The sequence below is a fragment of the Thioalkalivibrio sp. XN279 genome (assembly GCF_011089885.1).
Taxonomy (GTDB): Bacteria; Pseudomonadota; Gammaproteobacteria; order Steroidobacterales; family XN24; genus XN24.
The window spans coordinates 160,242-178,081 of record NZ_JAANBD010000028.1; the positions used below are offsets into that span (position 1 = coordinate 160,242).

At 67.2% G+C, this 17,840-nt stretch carries 15 protein-coding genes; 8 read left to right on the forward strand and 7 right to left on the reverse strand.

Annotation, left to right across the window (positions count from 1 at the left end; translation table 11 throughout):
• The first annotated feature begins 77 nt into the window (after positions 1-77).
• The 5 genes from rfbB to G8346_RS10430 are packed head-to-tail and all read left to right on the forward strand — an operon-like array spanning position 78 to position 4,888.
• Positions 78-1,148 (forward strand): dTDP-glucose 4,6-dehydratase, encoded by a 1,071-nt coding sequence (rfbB, locus tag G8346_RS10410; RefSeq protein ID WP_166050952.1) that lies wholly within the window; start codon positions 78-80, stop codon positions 1,146-1,148.
• Entirely contained in the window at positions 1,145-2,023 is an 879-nt protein-coding gene (gene rfbA, locus G8346_RS10415; RefSeq protein WP_166050954.1) for a glucose-1-phosphate thymidylyltransferase RfbA, read from the forward strand. Before rfbB ends, rfbA begins: the two co-directional genes overlap by 4 nt.
• Positions 2,020-2,559 (forward strand): dTDP-4-dehydrorhamnose 3,5-epimerase, encoded by a 540-nt coding sequence (rfbC, locus tag G8346_RS10420; protein WP_166050957.1) that lies wholly within the window; start codon positions 2,020-2,022, stop codon positions 2,557-2,559. Before rfbA ends, rfbC begins: the two co-directional genes overlap by 4 nt.
• Positions 2,556-3,485, forward strand: a complete 930-nt coding sequence (gene rfbD, locus G8346_RS10425) for a dTDP-4-dehydrorhamnose reductase (protein ID WP_166050959.1) — start codon at positions 2,556-2,558, stop codon at positions 3,483-3,485. The genes rfbC and rfbD overlap by 4 nt, the downstream gene beginning before the upstream one ends.
• A complete protein-coding gene (locus G8346_RS10430) occupies positions 3,482-4,888 on the forward strand; it encodes an undecaprenyl-phosphate glucose phosphotransferase (protein ID WP_166050961.1) in 1,407 nt (468 codons plus the stop codon). Before rfbD ends, G8346_RS10430 begins: the two co-directional genes overlap by 4 nt.
• Positions 4,889-4,924: 36 nt before the next feature.
• Here G8346_RS10430 and G8346_RS10435 read toward each other — a convergent pair whose 3' ends face one another.
• From G8346_RS10435 to prsK, 7 genes are all read right to left on the reverse strand, one after another.
• Positions 4,925-6,355, reverse strand: a complete 1,431-nt coding sequence (locus G8346_RS10435) for a TIGR03016 family PEP-CTERM system-associated outer membrane protein (RefSeq protein WP_166050963.1) — start codon at positions 6,353-6,355, stop codon at positions 4,925-4,927.
• Entirely contained in the window at positions 6,318-7,406 is a 1,089-nt protein-coding gene (locus tag G8346_RS10440; protein WP_166050965.1) for an XrtA-associated tyrosine autokinase, read from the reverse strand. Before G8346_RS10440 ends, G8346_RS10435 begins: the two co-directional genes overlap by 38 nt.
• Positions 7,403-8,953 (reverse strand): XrtA system polysaccharide chain length determinant, encoded by a 1,551-nt coding sequence (locus G8346_RS10445; protein ID WP_166050967.1) that lies wholly within the window; start codon positions 8,951-8,953, stop codon positions 7,403-7,405. The genes G8346_RS10440 and G8346_RS10445 overlap by 4 nt, the downstream gene beginning before the upstream one ends.
• The gene (locus G8346_RS10450) at positions 8,953-9,471 is read right to left on the reverse strand and encodes an XrtA/PEP-CTERM system exopolysaccharide export protein (RefSeq protein WP_240901432.1); all 519 of its coding nucleotides are present in this window, start codon (positions 9,469-9,471) and stop codon (positions 8,953-8,955) included. The genes G8346_RS10445 and G8346_RS10450 overlap by 1 nt, the downstream gene beginning before the upstream one ends.
• A 119-nt stretch (positions 9,472-9,590) precedes the next feature.
• Complete coding sequence (gene prsT, locus G8346_RS10455) at positions 9,591-12,389, reverse strand: XrtA/PEP-CTERM system TPR-repeat protein PrsT (RefSeq protein ID WP_166050970.1); 2,799 nt, start codon at positions 12,387-12,389, stop codon at positions 9,591-9,593.
• A gap of 120 nt (positions 12,390-12,509) precedes the next feature.
• Positions 12,510-13,862 (reverse strand): PEP-CTERM-box response regulator transcription factor, encoded by a 1,353-nt coding sequence (gene prsR / locus G8346_RS10460; protein WP_166050972.1) that lies wholly within the window; start codon positions 13,860-13,862, stop codon positions 12,510-12,512.
• Positions 13,862-16,015 carry an XrtA/PEP-CTERM system histidine kinase PrsK gene (prsK, locus tag G8346_RS10465; protein WP_166050975.1) on the reverse strand — a complete coding sequence of 718 codons (2,154 nt, stop codon included), beginning with the start codon at positions 16,013-16,015 and terminating at the stop codon, positions 13,862-13,864. Before prsK ends, prsR begins: the two co-directional genes overlap by 1 nt.
• 238 nt (positions 16,016-16,253) lie before the next feature.
• Here prsK and G8346_RS10470 point away from each other — a divergent pair, with 238 nt between their 5' ends.
• The 3 genes from G8346_RS10470 to G8346_RS10480 are packed head-to-tail and all read left to right on the forward strand — an operon-like array spanning position 16,254 to position 17,817.
• Positions 16,254-16,448: a hypothetical protein gene (locus G8346_RS10470; RefSeq protein ID WP_166050977.1), complete on the forward strand. Its 195-nt coding sequence runs from the start codon at positions 16,254-16,256 to the stop codon at positions 16,446-16,448.
• Positions 16,449-16,505: 57 nt separating this feature from the next.
• On the forward strand, positions 16,506-17,513 hold the full coding sequence (locus G8346_RS10475) for a DnaJ C-terminal domain-containing protein (RefSeq protein WP_166050979.1): 1,008 nt from the start codon (positions 16,506-16,508) through the stop codon (positions 17,511-17,513).
• A 13-nt stretch (positions 17,514-17,526) separates the two neighbouring features.
• Complete coding sequence (locus G8346_RS10480; RefSeq protein ID WP_166050981.1) at positions 17,527-17,817, forward strand: chaperone modulator CbpM; 291 nt, start codon at positions 17,527-17,529, stop codon at positions 17,815-17,817.
• Positions 17,818-17,840 lie beyond the last annotated feature (23 nt).

Genomic DNA, 17,840 nt, shown 5'->3' on the forward strand with positions numbered 1-17,840 from the left:
CTTCGAAATTAATTGCTGATGCTGTATCCTTGCCGGCCCCAGCCTGGATGGGGTGGCACACAGCCTAAAGAGGGTAAATGGATACCATTCTCGTTACTGGTGGCGCCGGCTTCATCGGCTCCAACGTCGTGCGGCATTTCCTCGACGCCGCCGATACCCGTATCGTCAACCTGGACAAGCTCACTTACGCCGGCAATCCCGAGAGCCTGGCGGACGTCGCGGACTCGCCACGCTATGCCTTCGAGCAGGTCGATATCTGCGACGGCCCGGCTCTGGCGCAACTCTTCGCCCACTACCAGCCCGACGCGGTCATGCACCTCGCCGCCGAAAGCCACGTGGACCGCTCCATCGACGGCCCGGGGGCCTTCGTGGACACCAACGTGGTCGGCACCGGCGAACTGCTCGGCGCCGCCCTCGCCCACTGGCGCGGCATACCTGCGGGGCGACGCGAAGCATTCAGATTCCTGCATGTCTCAACCGACGAGGTCTACGGCGACTTGGGTCCGAACGGCACGCCGTTCACCGAGACGACGCCCTACGCCCCGAGCTCACCCTACGCCGCCACCAAAGCCGCCTCGGATCACCTGGTGCGGGCCTGGCACCGGACCTACGGCCTGCCCGTGCTGGTCACGAACTGTTCGAACAACTACGGCCCCAACCAGTTCCCCGAGAAGCTTATCCCGCACATGATCCTCAATGCCCTCGCCGGCCGCCCGCTGCCCGTCTACGGCGACGGCCGACAGGTGCGTGACTGGCTCTACGTCGAGGATCACGCCCGTGCGCTGTGGACGGTCCTGCGCCACGGCCGGGTCGGCGAGACCTACAACATTGGCGGCTGCAACGAGGTCGAGAACATCGACGTGGTGCACCGGATTTGCGCCCTGGTCGCGGAGCACGCCCCGGAGGCGGCTAAGGGCCGCCCGCTCGAGGAGCTCATCACTTTCGTCACGGACCGCCCCGGCCACGACACCCGCTACGCCATCGACGCCAGGAAGATCCAGCGCGAGCTGGGCTGGGCGCCGCAGGAGACCTTCCAGACCGGCCTCGCCCGCACGGTGCGGTGGTACCTGGAGAACCGCGACTGGTGGCAGCGCGTGCTCGACGGCAGCTACCGGCTGGAACGTATCGGGGCGGGAGACGCCGCATGAGCCGCAAGGGCATCATCCTCGCCGGCGGCTCCGGCACGCGCCTGCACCCGGTCACGCTCGGGGTCTGCAAGCAGCTGTTGCCGATCTACGACAAGCCGATGATCTATTACCCGCTCAGCACCCTGATGCTGGCGGGGATTCGCGAGGTGCTCGTCATCTCGACCCCCCAGGACAGCCCGCGCTTCGCCCAGATCCTCGGCGACGGCAACCAATGGGGCATGGACATTCAGCACGCAGTGCAGCCGAGCCCGGACGGCCTCGCCCAGGCTTTCATCATCGGCGCCGACTTTGCGGGGTCTGACCCCGTGACGCTGATTCTCGGCGACAACCTGTTCTTCGGCCCCGGCCTGACCGGCCAGCTCAGGGCCGCCGCCGCCCAGGCCGAGGGTGCGACCGTGTTTGCCTATGGCGTTTCCAACCCGAGTGCTTTCGGCGTGGTGGAGTTTGATGCGGGGGGCCGGGCCATTTCCATCGAGGAGAAGCCCGCCAGGCCGAAGAGCCGGTTCGCGGTCACTGGACTATATTTCTATGACAATGCGGTGGTGGACATCGCACGTGAACTGAAGCCCTCGCCGCGCGGCGAGCTGGAGATCACGGATCTCAACAACGTGTATCTCGCGCGCGGCCGGCTGGAGGTGCAGCGCATGCAGCGCGGCATGGCCTGGCTGGACACCGGCACCCACGATTCCCTGATCGAGGCGGCACACTTCATCCAGACGCTGGAGAAACGCCAGGGCCTGAAGGTCGGCTGCCCTGAAGAAGTGGCCTGGCGGCAGGGCTGGATCAGCGACGAGAAGCTCAAGGACCTGGCGCGGCCGCTGGAGAAGAGCGGATACGGGGATTACCTGAACCGGCTGCTGGAGTTCGAGCGGTGAAGATCACCGAGACCCGGCTGCCCGGTGTGCTCATCTTCGAGCCGAAGGTGCACGGCGACGCGCGCGGGTTCTTTGTCGAGACCTTCCGCCAGGAGGCCTGTCGCGCCGCCGGCATCGAGCTCGATTTCGTGCAGGACAATCACTCGCGGTCGCGCCGCGGGGTGCTGCGCGGCCTGCACGCCCAGGCCGTCCGGCCCCAGGGCAAGCTGGTGCGCTGTTCCCGCGGCGAGGTGTTCGACGTCGCCGTGGATATCGACCCCACGTCGGCCACTTTCGGCCAGTGGGTCGGCGTCACGCTGTCGGACGAGAACCACAAGCAGATGTGGATTCCGCCCGGCTACGCCCACGGTTTCGTAGTCCTCTCCGAGATCGCCGACTTCGAGTACAAGTGCACCGATTACTACGCGCCCGAGCACGAGTTCGGGGTGCGCTGGGACGATCCGGAGATCGGCATCGAGTGGCCTTTGAAAGACCCGCTCTTGTCCGCGAAGGATGCCGCCCTGCCCTCCCTGCGGGCGCTGGCGGCCGCTCGATGAGCACCCGCCCGATGAGCATCGTCGTGCTCGGCAGCAGCGGCCAGCTGGCCCGTCACCTCGCCAAATCCCTGGCGTTGACCGCCCCCGCTGTGACGTTCTGGGGGCGGGACACCGCGGACCTCACCGAGCCGGCACGAGTCGAGGCTGCGCTGCTCGAGGCAGCGCCGCAGACGATTATCAACGCCGCGGCCTACACCGCCGTCGACAAGGCGGAATCCGAGCCCGCGCTGGCGTGGGGCGTCAACGCCGAGGCACCGGCGGCGGCGGCCCGCGCGGCCGCGCAGCTCGGCGCCGCGCTGGTGCATGTCTCGACCGATTACGTGTTCGACGGCGAGGCCGAGGCGCCCTACGCCGAGGATGCGCCGACGCGGCCGCTGGGCGTGTACGGCGCCACCAAGCTCGCCGGCGAGCTCGCGGTGCGCACACTGTGCCCGCGGCATTGGATTCTGCGCACCAGCTGGGTGTTCAGCGAGCACGGCCACAACTTCGTCAAGACCATGCTGAAACTGGCTGGCGAGCGATCCAACCTCCGCATCGTGGACGACCAGTTTGGCCGGCCCACCTACGCCGGCCACGTCGCCGAGTTGATCGCGCGCCTGGTCGCGACCAGCGACCCGGCCGGGGACAGCCCGCAGCTGCCGTACGGGACCTGGCATGCCACCGGGGGCGAAATCACGACCTGGAAACGATTCGCGGTGGAGATTTTTGCCACGGCGGTCGAGGCCGGCCTGCTCGACCGCCCCCCCGAGGTCGATGGCATCACGACCGCGGACTACCCCACTCCGGCAAGGCGCCCCACGCGCGCCGTGCTCGCGCCGAGTGAAGAGCTGCTTGCGCTGGATAACGCGCCCGACTTCGACTGGCATGCCGGGCTCGCCCGCGCGCTGTCCGTCCTGGCGGAAAAAACAAAGGCAAGGACGCCATGACCGAGCCGGTGATGTTCAACAAGGATCTCCGCCTGGCCGCGATCGCGGCGGTGCAACGCGTGTTGCCGGCGATTCTCGTCGTGCTGGTACTTTATTGGCTGACCAGTTACTACGGCCAGGTGTTCGACCACTACTATCGCGCCCTGGCCGTGGCGGCCGGCGGTCTCAGCCTTCTCTTGCTCCGAGTCAAGCGCAACGGCCGGCCGCTCATGCTCACACCGCTGCCGACGATTGTCATGAAGCTCGCCGGGCGCTGGGCAGGGATTCTTGCCGTGCTCCTGGTCGCCGGGCTACTGTCGGGCTTCAGCGACTTTTACCCCCCTGAATTGCTGTGTGCCTGGGCCTTGCTCTCGCCCCTCTTGTTCATACCCGCTACCCTGGCGTTGCACGTTGTGAAACGCCGCCGCGTCAGCGCCGAGGAAAATGCCCGCTCCGCGGTGTGCCTGGGCTTCACCGCGCATAGCAACCATCTTGCTGAGCAGCTCACCACGCATCCGGCGCTCGGTACCCGGTTTCTCGGCTTCTTCGATGATCGCAGCCCTGACAGGCTCGAATTCAATGGAAATATCACGCTTCTCGGCGGTCTCAAGGACCTGGCGCGCTACGTGCGCGAGCACAAGGTCGACGTGATCTTCATCGCGTTGCCGATCCGTCATCTCGACCGGGTGATGAAGCTGATCGACGACCTGCATGACACCACCGCGTCGATCTACTACCTGCCGGACGTGTTCGTGTTCGACCTGATCCAGTCACGCCCCGGCGAGATCATGGGCACGCCGGTGATCTCCCTGTGCGAAACGCCCTTCCATGGCTCGCGCGGCGTGCTGAAGCGGGTGACCGATATTGTGCTCACGCTGCTGGCCATGATCCCGGCGCTGCCGGTAATGGCCGTGCTGGCGCTTCTTGTGCGCTTCACCTCGAAAGGGCCGGTGATATTCAAGCAGCGCCGCTACGGACTGGACGGCCACGAGATCGTGGTGTGGAAGTTCCGTTCCATGCGCGTGCTGGAGGACGGCGAGGAAGTGGTGCAGGTATCCCGCGAGGATCCGCGCGTCACACCGATCGGCCGCATCCTGCGCAGCTATTCGCTGGACGAGCTGCCCCAGCTGTTCAACGTCCTGCAGGGGCGCATGAGCCTCGTGGGCCCGCGCCCGCACGCGGTCAGCCACAACGAGCAGTACCGCAAGCTCATCAAGGGCTACATGCTGCGCCACAAGGTGCTGCCCGGGATCACCGGGCTGGCGCAGGTGAGCGGTTGCCGCGGCGAGGTTGAGAAACTGGAGGACATGGAACGGCGCGTCAGCTACGACCTGGAGTACCTGCGTCGCTGGTCGCCGCTGCTGGACCTGAAGATCCTGTTCCTCACCGTCGCCCGCGTGTTCAAGGACAGCAAGGCGTACTGACCGATCGCGCCTCTTGCTGCAGTGGCGCGACTGTCCTCAGAAACGGGCCTGGACCGAGAGGGACACCCGGTTCACGTCATAATCTTCCGCGCCGGCCGAGTCCCGCCTGAAGTGCGAGGCTGACAGCACGCCCGACAGGGTGCGAGTGATCTCGCGAGACAGGCTGGCCGTCAGCTCCCAAAAGTCATCCTCGCCTGCCGGGTCGGCGAAGTCGCGCCGCTCCCACTCCGTGCGCAGGCCGGCACGCATGCGGGCCGCCAGCTGCCAGTCGTAATCCAGGCCGACGCCGTAGTTGCGCTCGGTGTCGCCTGACTGGTCCTGGTAATCGCGCTCCTCGCCGAAGACGCGGGCTGCGATCGTGGAACGAACCAGCTCGTAACTTGCCCGCGCTGAAAATCGTTTGCGCAGGAACACGCGCGTGTCGAGTTGAGGCGTACCCCCGGGGCCGAAGTCTGGTTGGAACCCACCGTCTTCACCGAGCACGCCGCTTGCCGTGGTCGGCTCTTCGGTGTATTCGACCCCAAGCTCGCCGCGCGAACCGCGCCGCGTCCAACGCAACTCGTAGGCGCTGCCGTAAAAACGGTCGCCGACCCGGGCTTCCAGCGTCTCCCGCTCGCTGGGCTGCCATTCCACGCCCACGAACCAGAAGGACTCGTCCAGCCCACCGGCTGTGCGGTCCGTCACGACGTCGGACTCCTGGCCCGCCGTGGCAGTGAGGCGCGTGCGCAGCCCGACCGGCACGCCGATGTCCAGCGCCGCGCGATCATAGGCAAAGTCCGGCGCTGCGTCGTACTCCGTGGTCGCCGTGCTGCCGCTGAGCCGCCAGCTGAAGCCGCGGCGTTCACGGGGAGAACCTAGCGACGCGGAAGCCGAGTTCGTTTCGGAATCCTCCAGGTTGAAGACGTTCTCGTCGAAATTGCTGTAGCGCACGCCTTGGTGCTGGAGCCGCAGCAGGCTCTCGCCCCACTCGCCCCAGCGCCCGACATGGTAAGGGCTGACCGAGTACACGAACGTGTCAGCGCGGTTTCCCGTGTTGAACAAATTGCTGTTCACCAGGCTCCGCGCCGGGTCGATGTTCTGCTGGTCGAAGCGCAGGAAGCCGTCGAGGAACAGCTGGCGCTCCAAGAGCTCGAAGGTGCCTCGACCCAGTGCCTGGTGGTAGATATCGTCGAGGTCGTCGTTGTCGGCGAACCACAGTCCCTGCGCATCATAGTCAAGGCGCGCATCGACGCGCGGACTTGCGCCGACCACGCTGAAACCTGGCTTCAGCTCCAAGATCGTCTCGGACTCCTCAAGGCCCGACGGCGCAAGGTCGACATTGTCCAGCCAGGTGAGGCCCAGGCTGGCGCGCGGCTCGAACTTCCAGTCGGCTGCCGTGGCTGGCGGCGCGGCGCACAGCGCGGCAACCGACAAGGCGAGCAAGCGGGCCTTAGCCCGGCGGCGGTGCTGCGTTCGCCCCGTACCCATAGCCATATCCTCCATAGTAAGCACTCCTGGCGGCCACGCGACTCTTGTTCAGTATGGCGTTGACTGCCCTGTTCTCGTCTATCAACGACAACGCGGAACGCACGTCGTCGCGCGCGGTCAAGTTCTCCGCGACCACCAGGACGACCTGGCCGACGTTGGCGGCAATCGCCTGCGCCTCGGTGGCGGCCAGCATCGGCGGCGAGTCGAACAGGATGATCCGGTCCGGGTACCGCGACGCGAGCTCGTTGCACAAGGCGCGCATGCGGTCGCTCGAGAGCAGTTCCGTCGCCTGGGCATGCCAGCGACCTGCGGGGAGGATCGACAGGCGCGGGATATCAGTGCGCACCAGCACGTCCTCCACTTGCGGAGGCTTGTCCCCGAGTACATCCAGCAGGCCGGGCTCCTTGTCGATGCCGAAAAGGCGGCTGATGTGAGGCTTGGGCACGTCGCCGTCGATGAGCAGGACCGTGCGGTCCCGTTCCGTCGCCAGGCTGAGCGCGAGATTGATGCAGGTGTGGGTCTTGCCTTCTCCGGAGACCGCGCTGGTGACCAGGATCAGGTTGCCCTTCTCCACCTGGGTCGCACCCAGGCCGAACGCATGCGCGATCAGGGGCCGCTTGATACGGCGGTACTCGTCCGCCATGCGACGCTCGTATTCGTCGGGTGCGAGAAAACCCTCTTCCCGCAGGCGCAGACGATCCACCGCGACGATTTTCGTTCCGGGGCGCGGGGGGCCTGGCTCCTCTCCTGCATGCTGCGTGGCGTGATCCTGAACCTCAGCCGGCGTTGCAGGCGCGGTTGCGCTTGGCGGTGCGCTGGCAGCTGGAGCCGCGGTGGCGGTTGGCGTTGGCGGTCCGTCTTGCTGCGCAACGCCTGGATCGCCTTGTGCAACAGGGGGCACGGTGGCCGCGGGATGTGCCGCGGGTATGGTCTCCGCGGATGCTTCTGCATCCAGGGCCGCCTGGCGCTCACGAATGTCCAGCTGGCCCAGCGGGACCATCGGCTTTTCCTGTTGCTTCAGGCGCTTGAGTGCCTTCTCTACGAAACTCATCCTTTCAGCCCCTGCACCACGTCGAGCGCCCATGGCATCGCCAGAATCACCACGCCGAACACTGCTGCCAGGGCCACGATCCCAACCGCGAACACGGCTTCGGCCCCGCGCCGACGGCGCCGTGCTCGTGCGGTCCAGGCCATGGACACCGCGCCGAGCACTGGCAACTGCAATTCCTGGTAGATGGCATCAGCCGAGATATAGACCGGTTTTGTCATGTGTAACAGGTAGGCCGCAGCGCCGCCCGCGCCGAGCGCGGCGGCCAGCACGACCACAAGCAGAAAGAATCGGTTTGGCGCAACGGGGGCGCTGGGCGCCAGCGGCGGCTCGATGATGCGAAACTCGAGCTGGCGACCCTGGCGCTTGCGGTCGATGTCGAAGCTCAGCTGCTCGCGCCGCTGCAACAGGCCCTCGTACTGGTTTTGCAGCACGGTATGGTCGCGGATCAGGCCGGCATAATCGGCCTCCAATTGGGGCGCGACGTCGATCTTCTGCTGCAGTTCTTCGATGCGCTGCGCCAGGTCACGCTCCCGCGCCGCCAGCTCTGCGACCTCGATCTCGGCCTGCGTGAGCGCAATGCGGACATTTTCGATCACGGCTCCCCCGGCCCCGGCGCCGATCAACGGCCCGAGCTCGTCGCGCCGCTGCTCGAGCCGGCCGCGCAGTGCCTGCACGGTTTCCTGTGCCGAGATGACCGCGGGGTGCGCGTCGGTGTAGATGAGCCGCAACTCGTCCACCCGCTTCTCCGCCTCCAGCACTTGGCTCTCCAGCTCCACCAGGCTGGCCGCCCCGCCGTCACCGCCGCCCTCGGCTTGGCTCGCGACCTGTGCGGCCAGTGCAGCACGCTTGTCACGCGCGATGCGCAGGCTGGTGCGTACTTCCCGCAGCTCTTCCTGCAGCGTCGCGAGGCGGGTGAAGAAGCCGCCGCCGTCACCCGGGGCCAGCCCGGCGTTGCGGCGGCGGAAGTCCGCCACGCGGTTTTCCGCCTGTTCGAGGCGCCGCCGGTAATCCGTCATCTGGTTGTCGAGGAAAGCGAGCGCCTGCAGGTCGTCACGCAGGTCCCCTTCCACGGAACGCTCCTGGAAGCTGTTCAGCAGCACCTGCACCACGCGTTCCGCCGCCCTACGGTCCGGGTCGCGATACTTGATCTCGTACAGGTTCGCCTCGAAGCCCCGCGCCCCACCCGGTCGCACTTCGATCTGGCTCTGTAGCTCGATAATCAGGTTCTCGAAGCCTTCCGGCGTGTCCACACGCAGGTCCAGGTCCGTCTCGCGCGCCACCTGTTCCAGGTTGGGCGTTGACAGGAGCTGCCGGCGGACGTAATTGACCTTGGTCTGGGCATCGTCAATCCCGGAGCCCTGGCGCATGTTGAGCAATGGATCCTCGGTGTCGACGAACACCTGGGCGCGCGCCTCATACAGGTCGGGCATGCTGAGCACCACGCCGATCCCGACCACGCCAACGCCCCAAGCAATGACCATGGCCACCCAGCGAAAGCGCCAGGCGCCGCGCAGCTCCGTCAATAATTGTCGCAGCAAGTCATCCACTAGAAACGGGCCTCCGGAATGATCACCACGTCGCCCGGCTGGATGCGCACGTTCTGCCGCATGTCGCCCAGGTTCAGGAGGTCGTCCAGGCGCACATTGATTTCAGTGGTGCCTTCGCCGGTGCGGCGCACCAGCTTGGCCCGATTCCCCGCCGCGAACTCACCGAGACCACCCACCTGGATCATGACGTCGAGCAAGGTCATGCCGTCCCGGTATGCAAGCGCCTGGGGGTTGGCCGCCTGGCCGACGACCCGGACCTGCTGCGCGAAGCTCGGCGCGGCGGTCTGCACGATCACGTTCACCGTCGGCTGGCGGATGAATCGCGACAACACCTCTTCCATGTCGCGCGCCAGCTGGGTGGGCGTCTTGCCCGCCGCCATCATGTCCTCGATCAACGGGGTCGAGACCTTGCCGTCGGGACGCACGGGGATGGTGGTGGACAGGTCCGGGTGCTGCCAGACAAAAATATTCAGCACGGCCCCCGGCGCAATGATGTAATCGGTCTCGGCCGCGGACATCGACGATTCGGGCAGGACCGGAGCGGGCCCGGAAGAAGCGCACCCGCCGGCGAGTGCGCCCATGGTCAATATCGCGGCGGCCGCAACCAGGCGTCGTATCCCTGCAATGCTCATGGTTTTCACCTCTCTCCCTCGAGACGGTCCAGGAGTTTCTGGGCCTGCTCGTGATGGTTCATGGCGCCCGGCTCCGCGAGCACGGCCCGCGCCGCCCGTATGGCGCCGGAGACATCTCCCGTCTCGGCCAGCAGGACGGCGAGATGGTACTGGATTTCACCCACCCGCGGCGCCGCCTCCGCGGCCTCGCGCACCAGTTCCAGCGCACGCGCGGTGTCACCCTTCTGGTACAGGATCCAGCCCAGGGTATCGGCGATCATGGGATTGTCGGGGGCCGCTGTGTAAGCGCGCTGTGCAAAGTCCTCTGCGCGCCCGTCCCCGACCTCGTTGTAGAGCCAGGCCAGGTTGTTCATGTACATGGCATTGTCCGGGGATTCGGCCAGCAGCTGCTCATACTGGGGGATGGCCTTGCGATATTCCGCGGCGTTGACGTAATGCGCTGCCAGCACCAGCCGGACCGCCGTATCCCCGGGGTTCTGCGCAAGCCATGTCAGCATGGGCGCCTCCGGTTCCGCAGCCCCCTGTCCGAGACGGGCGCGGAACTGCCCCACCACCGCCCGGTTGCCCCCGCCCTGCTCGCCGGCGGCTTCATACGCCGCCTGGGCGGCGGCATATTCGCCACGTGCCACCAGGATGTCACCGCGCAACAGGCTCACGCGCGCGTCACCTGGTTCGGCCGCCTGTTCCAAGCGGGCGAGACTCCGGGCCGCGTCGTCGAATCGGCCCAATTGGCGCTCGAGGTCCGTGATATGGAGCAGCGCCTGGTAGTTGCCGGGATCCAGCGCGAGCGCAGACACCAGGGTCTCCCTGGCCGCCTCAGGCTGATTGGTCGCCCGCTCCGCTCGCGCCCGGTTGACCAGGAAGAGCGGCGACGTCGGGGCCAGCTGGTGTGCCCGCGCGAATTCCCCTAGCGCTTCGCGTGCTTCGCCGGCGCGCAGCAGAACTACGCCGAGGGCATTGGCTGCCTCGGCTGAATCCGGGTCGGCTGCGACCGCCTCGCGCGCGACCTCGATCGCACCTGTCCAGTCCTGGTTGGAACCTAGATAGCTGGCCAAGAGCACCCTGACGTTCGCGTCCTCAGGATCCGCGGCGCGGGCCTGTTGCAGCCGCGCGACGGCTGCCTCGCGGTCGCCGGCAGCCCAGTCAAGCTGAGCCAGTGCACTGAGCGCCGCCGTGTTACCGGGGTTGTTCTCAACGATCGCTGTGAAATGATCTCGCGCAGCCGCAAGGTCCCCGCGCACAGCCGCGATCCTGCCAAGGTTGAAATGGGCGGCCACGTGGCCCGGGTCCAGCCGCAGTGCGTCTTCCATCCAGGCCACGGCTTCGTCGACACGATTGGCATAGAGGAACAACCCGCCGAGCGTGGCACGCAGCGACGCATCATCGGGATTTTCCTCTGCCAGTCGGCCTGCTATCTCGCGCGCCTCCGCCGTGCGCCCCTCCTGCAATTGCGCCGCGATGGTGATCAGGTCCACGCGCTGGCGCGCGGCCGCGTCCGTGCCCTTGATCATGCCCAGTTCGGCCAGCGCCTCGTCCACCCTGCCGACGGCGATCAGGCTCACCGCCAGCATCGAGCGCACTTCATCGTTGTCGGGCTCGGTTTCGAGCTGGCGGCGGAAAATCTCCACCGCAGCCTCCGGGTCGCCGGCACGCACGCTGGCCACGCCGGCGAGCGTGCCGACGCCTTGCTCGATCGCCTCGTCGGTCAACGGGCCCAGGGCTTCCAATGCCCGCTCCGGCGACTGCAGGCCGAGCCTCACCTGGGCCAGCAACCTGCGGGCATTCAGGTCGGCAGGATTGGCCACCACGGCCCGCTCCAGGTTGCTCTCCGCCTGGAGTTCCTGCCCCAGGGCCATGTGCGCCATGGCGGCCAGCAGCAGGCCCTGCGCCGACCCCGGCTGCGCCGCCAGCACGGCCTGCGCATGCGCCAGCGCCTGTTGCGGGTTGCCCGCCTGCAGCTCAACCCGCCCCATGAGGTAGTTTGTTGCGGGATGCTGGGGTGCCTGGGTGTGGATTTCTTGCGCCAGCGCCCGTGCCGTGTCGAGATCGCCGTTCGCCAGCAACGCTTCGACGCGTCCACTGCGGTAAAGAAGTTGCTGCCGACCCGAGGTGTCGACCACGGTTTCCTCCGCCCTGGCAAACGCCTTCACGGCGGTGTCGATGTCTCCGGTGCGCATGGAGCCGAACGCCAGCACGCCCCAGTATTCAGTCGACTCTTCTGCCTCCGGTGGCAATGCGGCCAGCATGGCCAGCGCCGTGTCTACGTCCCCGCGCGCCGCCACGATTCGTGCCCGGGCAATCTCCGCCAGCAAGCGCATTTCCGGGTCTTGTTCAGCCGTCTGCAGCGCCGCGTCCGCCCCATCGAGATCCCCGGTGCGCAGCAACGCCAGCGCATGCCAGTACGCCAGCTCCGGTGATCCCCCCGTCTCCTGCGGATCGGTGATCCGGATCGCTTCTTCCGCCGCACCCAGGCGCACGAGAGCCTCAGCGTAGCTTGCGCGAATAGGATCGAGCTCAGCGCCCAGGTCGAGCGCCCGGCGATATTCCTTGGCAGCCGCATCCATGTCACCCGTCTGCAGTGCCGCCTCGGCCAACAGCAGGCGCGCATCCACATTTGAGGGATCGTCCTGCAGTACATTGCGCATGTGAATGGCGGCCGCCGCCGCCTGGCCTTGCGCCAGTTCCGTGCGAGCCTGCTCGATGCGCTCCGCATCGGTCATCTGCGCCCCGCACCCCGTGAGCCAGCCGAGCCCGATCAGTAAGCCAGCAACGCTGATAATTCGCTTAGTCTGTTGCTTCAGCATGTTCCTCGATTCCTCGCCTGTTCACTGCGTCCATGTTGCCTCTGCCGGTAACCGTTTTTCTCTGCGGTTGCCGTCTCTGCCAAGACATTATCAGCTTTCTGCCTGAGAATTCGCCCCGGTTCATGCACTTACCCCGTGCCGGCTCATCAGGTCGTACACCGTCGGCCGCGACACCCCGAGCAGGCTCGCCGCCCGCGTCAGGTTGCCGTCCGCCGCCGCCAGCGCCTGCAGCAGCGCGCGCTTCTCGGCCTCGTCGCGCACCTCGCGCAGCGTCATGGTCGGCAGCGCGCCGCCGCCCGGCAGCCCAAGGTCGTCGGCGCTGATCATCGGCCCGTCTGAAATCGCCACCGCGCCCTTGATGCGGTTCTCCAGCTCGCGCACGTTGCCCGGCCACCCGTAGGCCTCGATCGCCGCCATCGCCTCTTCCGACAGCCCACGCAGCTTCTTGTTCATGCTGGCAGCGAACTGTTGCAAAAAATGCTGCGCCAGCACGATGCGGCAGCCCTCCCGTTCCCTGAGCGGCGGGATGCGGATCGTGACTTCGCTGATGCGGTAATACAGGTCCTCGCGGAAGCGGCCCTCGGCGATGAGGTGCTGCAGGTCCTGGTTGGTGGCGCACACCACGCGCACGTCCACCGGGATTTCCTTGCGCCCGCCGACACGCTCCACGGTGCGCTCCTGCAGGAAGCGCAGCAGCTTGGCCTGCAGCGGCGCGGGCATGTCGCCGATCTCGTCCAGGAGCAGCGTGCCCTTGTCGGCCAGCTCGACCTTGCCGATGGTCTGCTTGTGCGCGCCGGTGAAGGCGCCCTTCTCGTGACCGAACAGCTCGCTCTCGAGCAGGTTCTCGGGGATCGCGGCGCAGTTGATGGCGACGAAGCGGCCGGCCTTGCGCGGGCTCAGGCCGTGCAGCGCCTTGGCGAACACTTCCTTGCCGGTGCCCGACTCGCCCAGCAGCAGCGTGGTCACGTCCACCGGCGCGATCTTCTCGATCTTGCGGCACACGTCCTGCATGGGCGCGCTCACCGCGATCACGCCCTCCAGCGGCGAGGCCGAATGTTCGCTCGCGAGGCGACGGTTCTCGGCCTCGAGCTCGTAGAGCGTGAAGGCGCGGTTGACCAAGAGCTGCAGCACGTCGACGTCGACCGGCTTCTGGTAGAAATCGTAGGCGCCGAAGCCGACGGCCTTGAGGGCGTTGTCGCGGTTCTCGTTGCCGGTCACCACGATGACCTTGGTCTGCGGCGCGGTCTGCAGGATTTCCTGCAGGGTCTTGAAGCCCTCGCTCACGCCCTCGGCATCGGGCGGCAGGCCGAGGTCCTGCAGCACCACGGCGGGCTCATGCCGGCGCAGCTCGCCCAGCGCGCTCTCGCGATCCTCGGCGATCAGGACGTCGTAGCCGTCGAAGCACCACTTGAGCTGCTTCTGCAGCCCGCGGTCGTCCTCGACGACGAGCAGCTTGCGGGCTTCTTCAGCCACTAGACCTCTCCTCCTTGTTCATCTGTGCTTTTCTGCGTCCCGGCACGATTTGTCTTTTCCACGTCCGGCGCCCGGTACTCGCCCGTCGTCCCGGTGCCGAACTCCACCAGCCGCCCCGGGAAGCGCATCTCGAAGCGCGTGCCCTCGCCCGGCACGCTGCGTACCCGCACCTCGCCGCCGGCCGACTCCACGAACTGTCGCGCCTGGTAGGCGCCGATACCCATGCCTTTGCTGCCCTTGGTGGAGTCGAAGGGCTTGAAGAAACGCTCGCGCAGGAACTCTTCGTCCATGCCGCTGCCGTTGTCCTCCACCGCCAGCACCAGTGCGCCGTCCTGTAGCACGGCTTCCACAGTGATGCGCCCGTCTGCGGGCGTCGCATCCTGGGCGTTGGTGACCAGGTGTCCCAGCACGGCAGCAAGCCGCTCACGATCGACGCGCAGGCGCAGGTTGGCATCTTTGCAGTCTGCCACCGGCGCCGGCGCCCGGTCTGTGTGCCGGGACACAGACTCCAGCACCAGTCTGTGCACGTCCACGCGCTCCACCTGGGGCGCGCCCTGGCCGCGCTTGAGCTGCTCGAGCAGTCGCTGCATGCGCTCGACCGAGTTCGCCACGGTGTCCAGCGCGTCGTCGATGAAGGCCGGGTCGTCGCGGTACTTGGTGGCGTTGCGCACCACCAGGGACTGCTGGGCGATGACGTTCTTCAGGTCGTGCATGATGAAGGCGGCGAAGCGGTTGTAGGCGTCGAACTGGCGGCTCTCCGACAGCAGCCGGTCGGCCTCGGCCTGCGCCAGCACCGCCGCAATCTGCATGCCCGCGATGCGGAACAGGTCGATGTCCTCATAGCTGAGGCGTCCGACCAGTCGTGGCGAAGCGAGCAACGCCAGGCCCCACAACCGCTCCTGGTGCAGTAATGGCACCACGAGTCCGCTCGGCCCAAGCGCCTCCAGCCATTCGAGCATGAACAATCCCGGGTGCGACTCCGGGTCCCGCAACGCCTGGCCAAGATCCACGATCCAGCGCCGTTCCTCCAGGAAAGCAATAAGCGGGTCATCCTCGGCGATTCTTTGCGGAGCCTCCGCGAGGGCAATCTCGGCCACGCGAATAAAGCCGCTGTCCTGGCGCTCCTTGTCGCGCACCCAGAGCGCACCGCCCTCTGCGCCGGCCAGCTGGACCATGGCATCGAGGCCGCGCAGCTCGAGGCGCTCACCACGATGGCCCTCACTCAGTCTCTGGGTGAGGCGGATCCACTCGCGCCGATAGTCGTACTTGGTACGGTAGAAATGCTTGGCTATGAACACGCGCAACTTCGCACGCGCCGCCGCGGAGAACACGATCCAGCCGAGCAGCACCGCGGCGCCGAAAAAGAACGTGGCCTGGAGCACTGCGCCCCACTCGCCGCCGGCCATGCGCAATCCGTAGCCGGCCATCGCCATGATTACGAGGTAGACGCCGATGCCGACCAGGCTCGTGGTGTAGAAGGCGACGTGGCGGGAAATCCAGACGTCGACCGACAGCGCCCGGCTCCGTGCCGCGGCGAGCAGCAGCAGGGGCGCGGCGAGGAACACGATATAGCCCCGCGCGACCCACAAGTCGGTATGGAGGCCGCGGAAGAGCAGGCCGTGCGAGTAGAGAAAGAGGTCGTAAGCAAGCAGGCCGCCGAGACCGAGGATGAGCGGCAGCACGGTGCGGCGTGGCTCGAGGCGCAGGGCGCGGTAGAACTGCTCGAGCAGCACCAGGCCGGCGATGGCGGTGACCAGGCCGGTGGTGATCAGCGACCGCAGGACCTGCGAAGTCGGCTCCGCAGATGTCGGCGCGAAGATCGTGAACAACCCGTAGGCGAAGACGAAGCCCGCGGGGGCGAGGCTCATGAAGTGGCGCGTCAGGCCCGCGACGCCCTGCCCGGCCGGGGTGAGGCGGGCGAGGAAGGCGAGCCAGGCGGTGTTGCGCAGGACTTCGAGCGTGCCGAGGAGCTGCCAGTGGCCCGGTGAATCGCCCGGCAGCGCCGCGGCGGTGGCCCACGCGGCGCTCAGGCCGGCGGCGGCAACGAGTAGCCCGCCCTGCAAACGGCCGCGCCAGCTCGTGAGCATGAGCAGCGCCAGCACGGCAAAGGCGATGGCGGCCAGTCCGTAGCCCAGGGTTCCGATCAGCGTCATGCGTGCGGAGTCCTCACGGTGAGTCCGTCATTGTGGCCGAGTTTGCGCGGGTGACTGTGACTCGCGTCGCATTATCGCAAGAATTCCCGACGCTCGGTGTCGGCTTCGTTTACATAAGGGGGTCTGACCCCCGTAAGTATCTGAATCACAGAGAAACTGGGGCTGGGCATCGTCGCGCCCGCCCCCTACGGTATGCCCTCCAGATTCCCGCTCCGCGAGAGGCCCCGAGGTCCCCGCCATGCCCCGCACTCGCCGCCGCACCATCCACGGCCAGGTCTGGCACATCACCCAACGCTGCCACCAGCGCGCGTTCGGCGTGGAGGCGCAGCTGCTGTGGCGCAACCGGGAGATCGCGCAGGCTGGAGAGGTGTGGTGCCTGAGGGACGCGGTTGCGTCGTACCGCGCACCCCTTGAAATCCCGCAAAGGGACTAGAATTACTGTCAACAGCAGACCTAACAAGAGGTTACGGGGGTCAGACCCCGTTAGGACATGGATTTCAAGGACTATTACGCCATCCTCGGGGTGAAGCGCGACGCCAGCGCGGACGAGATCAAGCGCGCTTACCGCAAGCTGGCGCGCAAGTACCACCCCGACGTCAGCAAGGAGCCAGACGCCGAGGCGCGCTTCAAGGAGGTCGGCGAGGCTTACGAGGTGCTGAAGGATCCCGAGAAGCGCGCGGCCTACGACCAGCTCGGCGCCGACTGGAAGGCCGGCCAGGAATTCCGTCCGCCGCCTGGCGACGGCGGGTTCTACTATCGCCGGGGCGGACCGGCCGGCGGCGCCGGCATGGGGGGCGCGGGCGAAGAGTTCGGCGGCTTCTCGGACTTCTTCGAAACCCTGTTCGGCCGCGGCGGCATGGCCGGCCGGGGCGGCGAGTTTCGTAGCGGCCCCGCGGGCGCCGGCCCCGGCGCCCGCCCGGGCGCTCAGGAGTTCCATTTCCGCCAGGCCGGACCCATGCGTGGCGAAGACCAGCATGCCCGGGTGCAGATCTCGCTCGAAGACGCCTATCACGGCGCCAGCCGCACGCTCGAACTGCGCGCACCTTCCGGAGGCAAGCGCAGCATCCGCGTCGCCATCCCGAAGGGCGTCACCGCCGGCCAGCGCATCCGCCTCGCCGGCCAGGGCATGCCGGGCGCCAACGGCGGTGCGGCCGGCGACCTGTTCCTAGAAGTGGCGTTCACGCCGCACCGGCTGTTCGAGCCGGACGGGCGCAACATCCTGCTGACGCTGCCGGTCACGCCGTGGGAGGCAGCGCTGGGCGAGACGGTCAGCGTGCCGACCCTGGGCGGCAAAGTGGAGCTGAAGATTCCGGCGGGATCGCAGTCGGGTCGGCGGCTGCGACTGAAGGGCCGCGGGCTGCCGGGCACCCCGCCTGGCGACCAGATCGTGACCCTGCGCATCGACACGCCGCCGGCCGACTCATCGTTCGCACGCACGCTCTACGAGGAGATGGCCAGCAAGCTGCCGTTCAATCCGCGGCACGACCTGGAGAGCTGAGGGAGGCCGAGCCATGACACGCCAGGAACTCGAACTCATCATGGGCCAGCTGCTCGACGACACGCTCGAGCTCGAGCTCGAGGAATTGTGCCGCATGTGCCACGCCGACGAAGAGTTCGTGGTGGCGCTGGTGGCCGAGGGCGTGATCGAGCCGCACGGCGCGAGCCGCACCGAGTGGCGCTTCACCGGCCGCAGCGTGCGCCGCACCCAGGTGGCGCTGCGGCTGCATCGCGACCTCGACATCAACCTGCCCGGGGTGGCGCTGGCACTGGACCTGCTCGAGGAGATCCAGCGCCAGCGCTGACGGAACCGGCCCTGCGCAGGGAC

Bases quoted from the DNA above. Each gene is read 5' to 3' on its own strand.
- rfbB (WP_166050952.1), top strand. From the start codon at position 78: ATGGATACCATTCTCGTTACTGGTGGCGCCGGCTTCATCGGCTCCAAC.
- rfbA (WP_166050954.1), top strand. From the start codon at position 1,145: ATGAGCCGCAAGGGCATCATCCTCGCCGGCGGCTCCGGCACGCGCCTG.
- rfbD (WP_166050959.1), top strand. From the start codon at position 2,556: ATGAGCACCCGCCCGATGAGCATCGTCGTGCTCGGCAGCAGCGGCCAG.
- G8346_RS10430 (WP_166050961.1), top strand. From the start codon at position 3,482: ATGACCGAGCCGGTGATGTTCAACAAGGATCTCCGCCTGGCCGCGATC.
- G8346_RS10435 (WP_166050963.1), bottom strand. From the start codon at position 6,355: ATGGGTACGGGGCGAACGCAGCACCGCCGCCGGGCTAAGGCCCGCTTG.
- G8346_RS10440 (WP_166050965.1), bottom strand. From the start codon at position 7,406: ATGAGTTTCGTAGAGAAGGCACTCAAGCGCCTGAAGCAACAGGAAAAG.
- G8346_RS10450 (WP_240901432.1), bottom strand. From the start codon at position 9,471: ATGTCCGCGGCCGAGACCGATTACATCATTGCGCCGGGGGCCGTGCTG.
- prsT (WP_166050970.1), bottom strand. From the start codon at position 12,389: ATGCTGAAGCAACAGACTAAGCGAATTATCAGCGTTGCTGGCTTACTG.
- prsK (WP_166050975.1), bottom strand. From the start codon at position 16,015: ATGACGCTGATCGGAACCCTGGGCTACGGACTGGCCGCCATCGCCTTT.
- G8346_RS10470 (WP_166050977.1), top strand. From the start codon at position 16,254: ATGCCCCGCACTCGCCGCCGCACCATCCACGGCCAGGTCTGGCACATC.
- G8346_RS10475 (WP_166050979.1), top strand. From the start codon at position 16,506: ATGGATTTCAAGGACTATTACGCCATCCTCGGGGTGAAGCGCGACGCC.
- G8346_RS10480 (WP_166050981.1), top strand. From the start codon at position 17,527: ATGACACGCCAGGAACTCGAACTCATCATGGGCCAGCTGCTCGACGAC.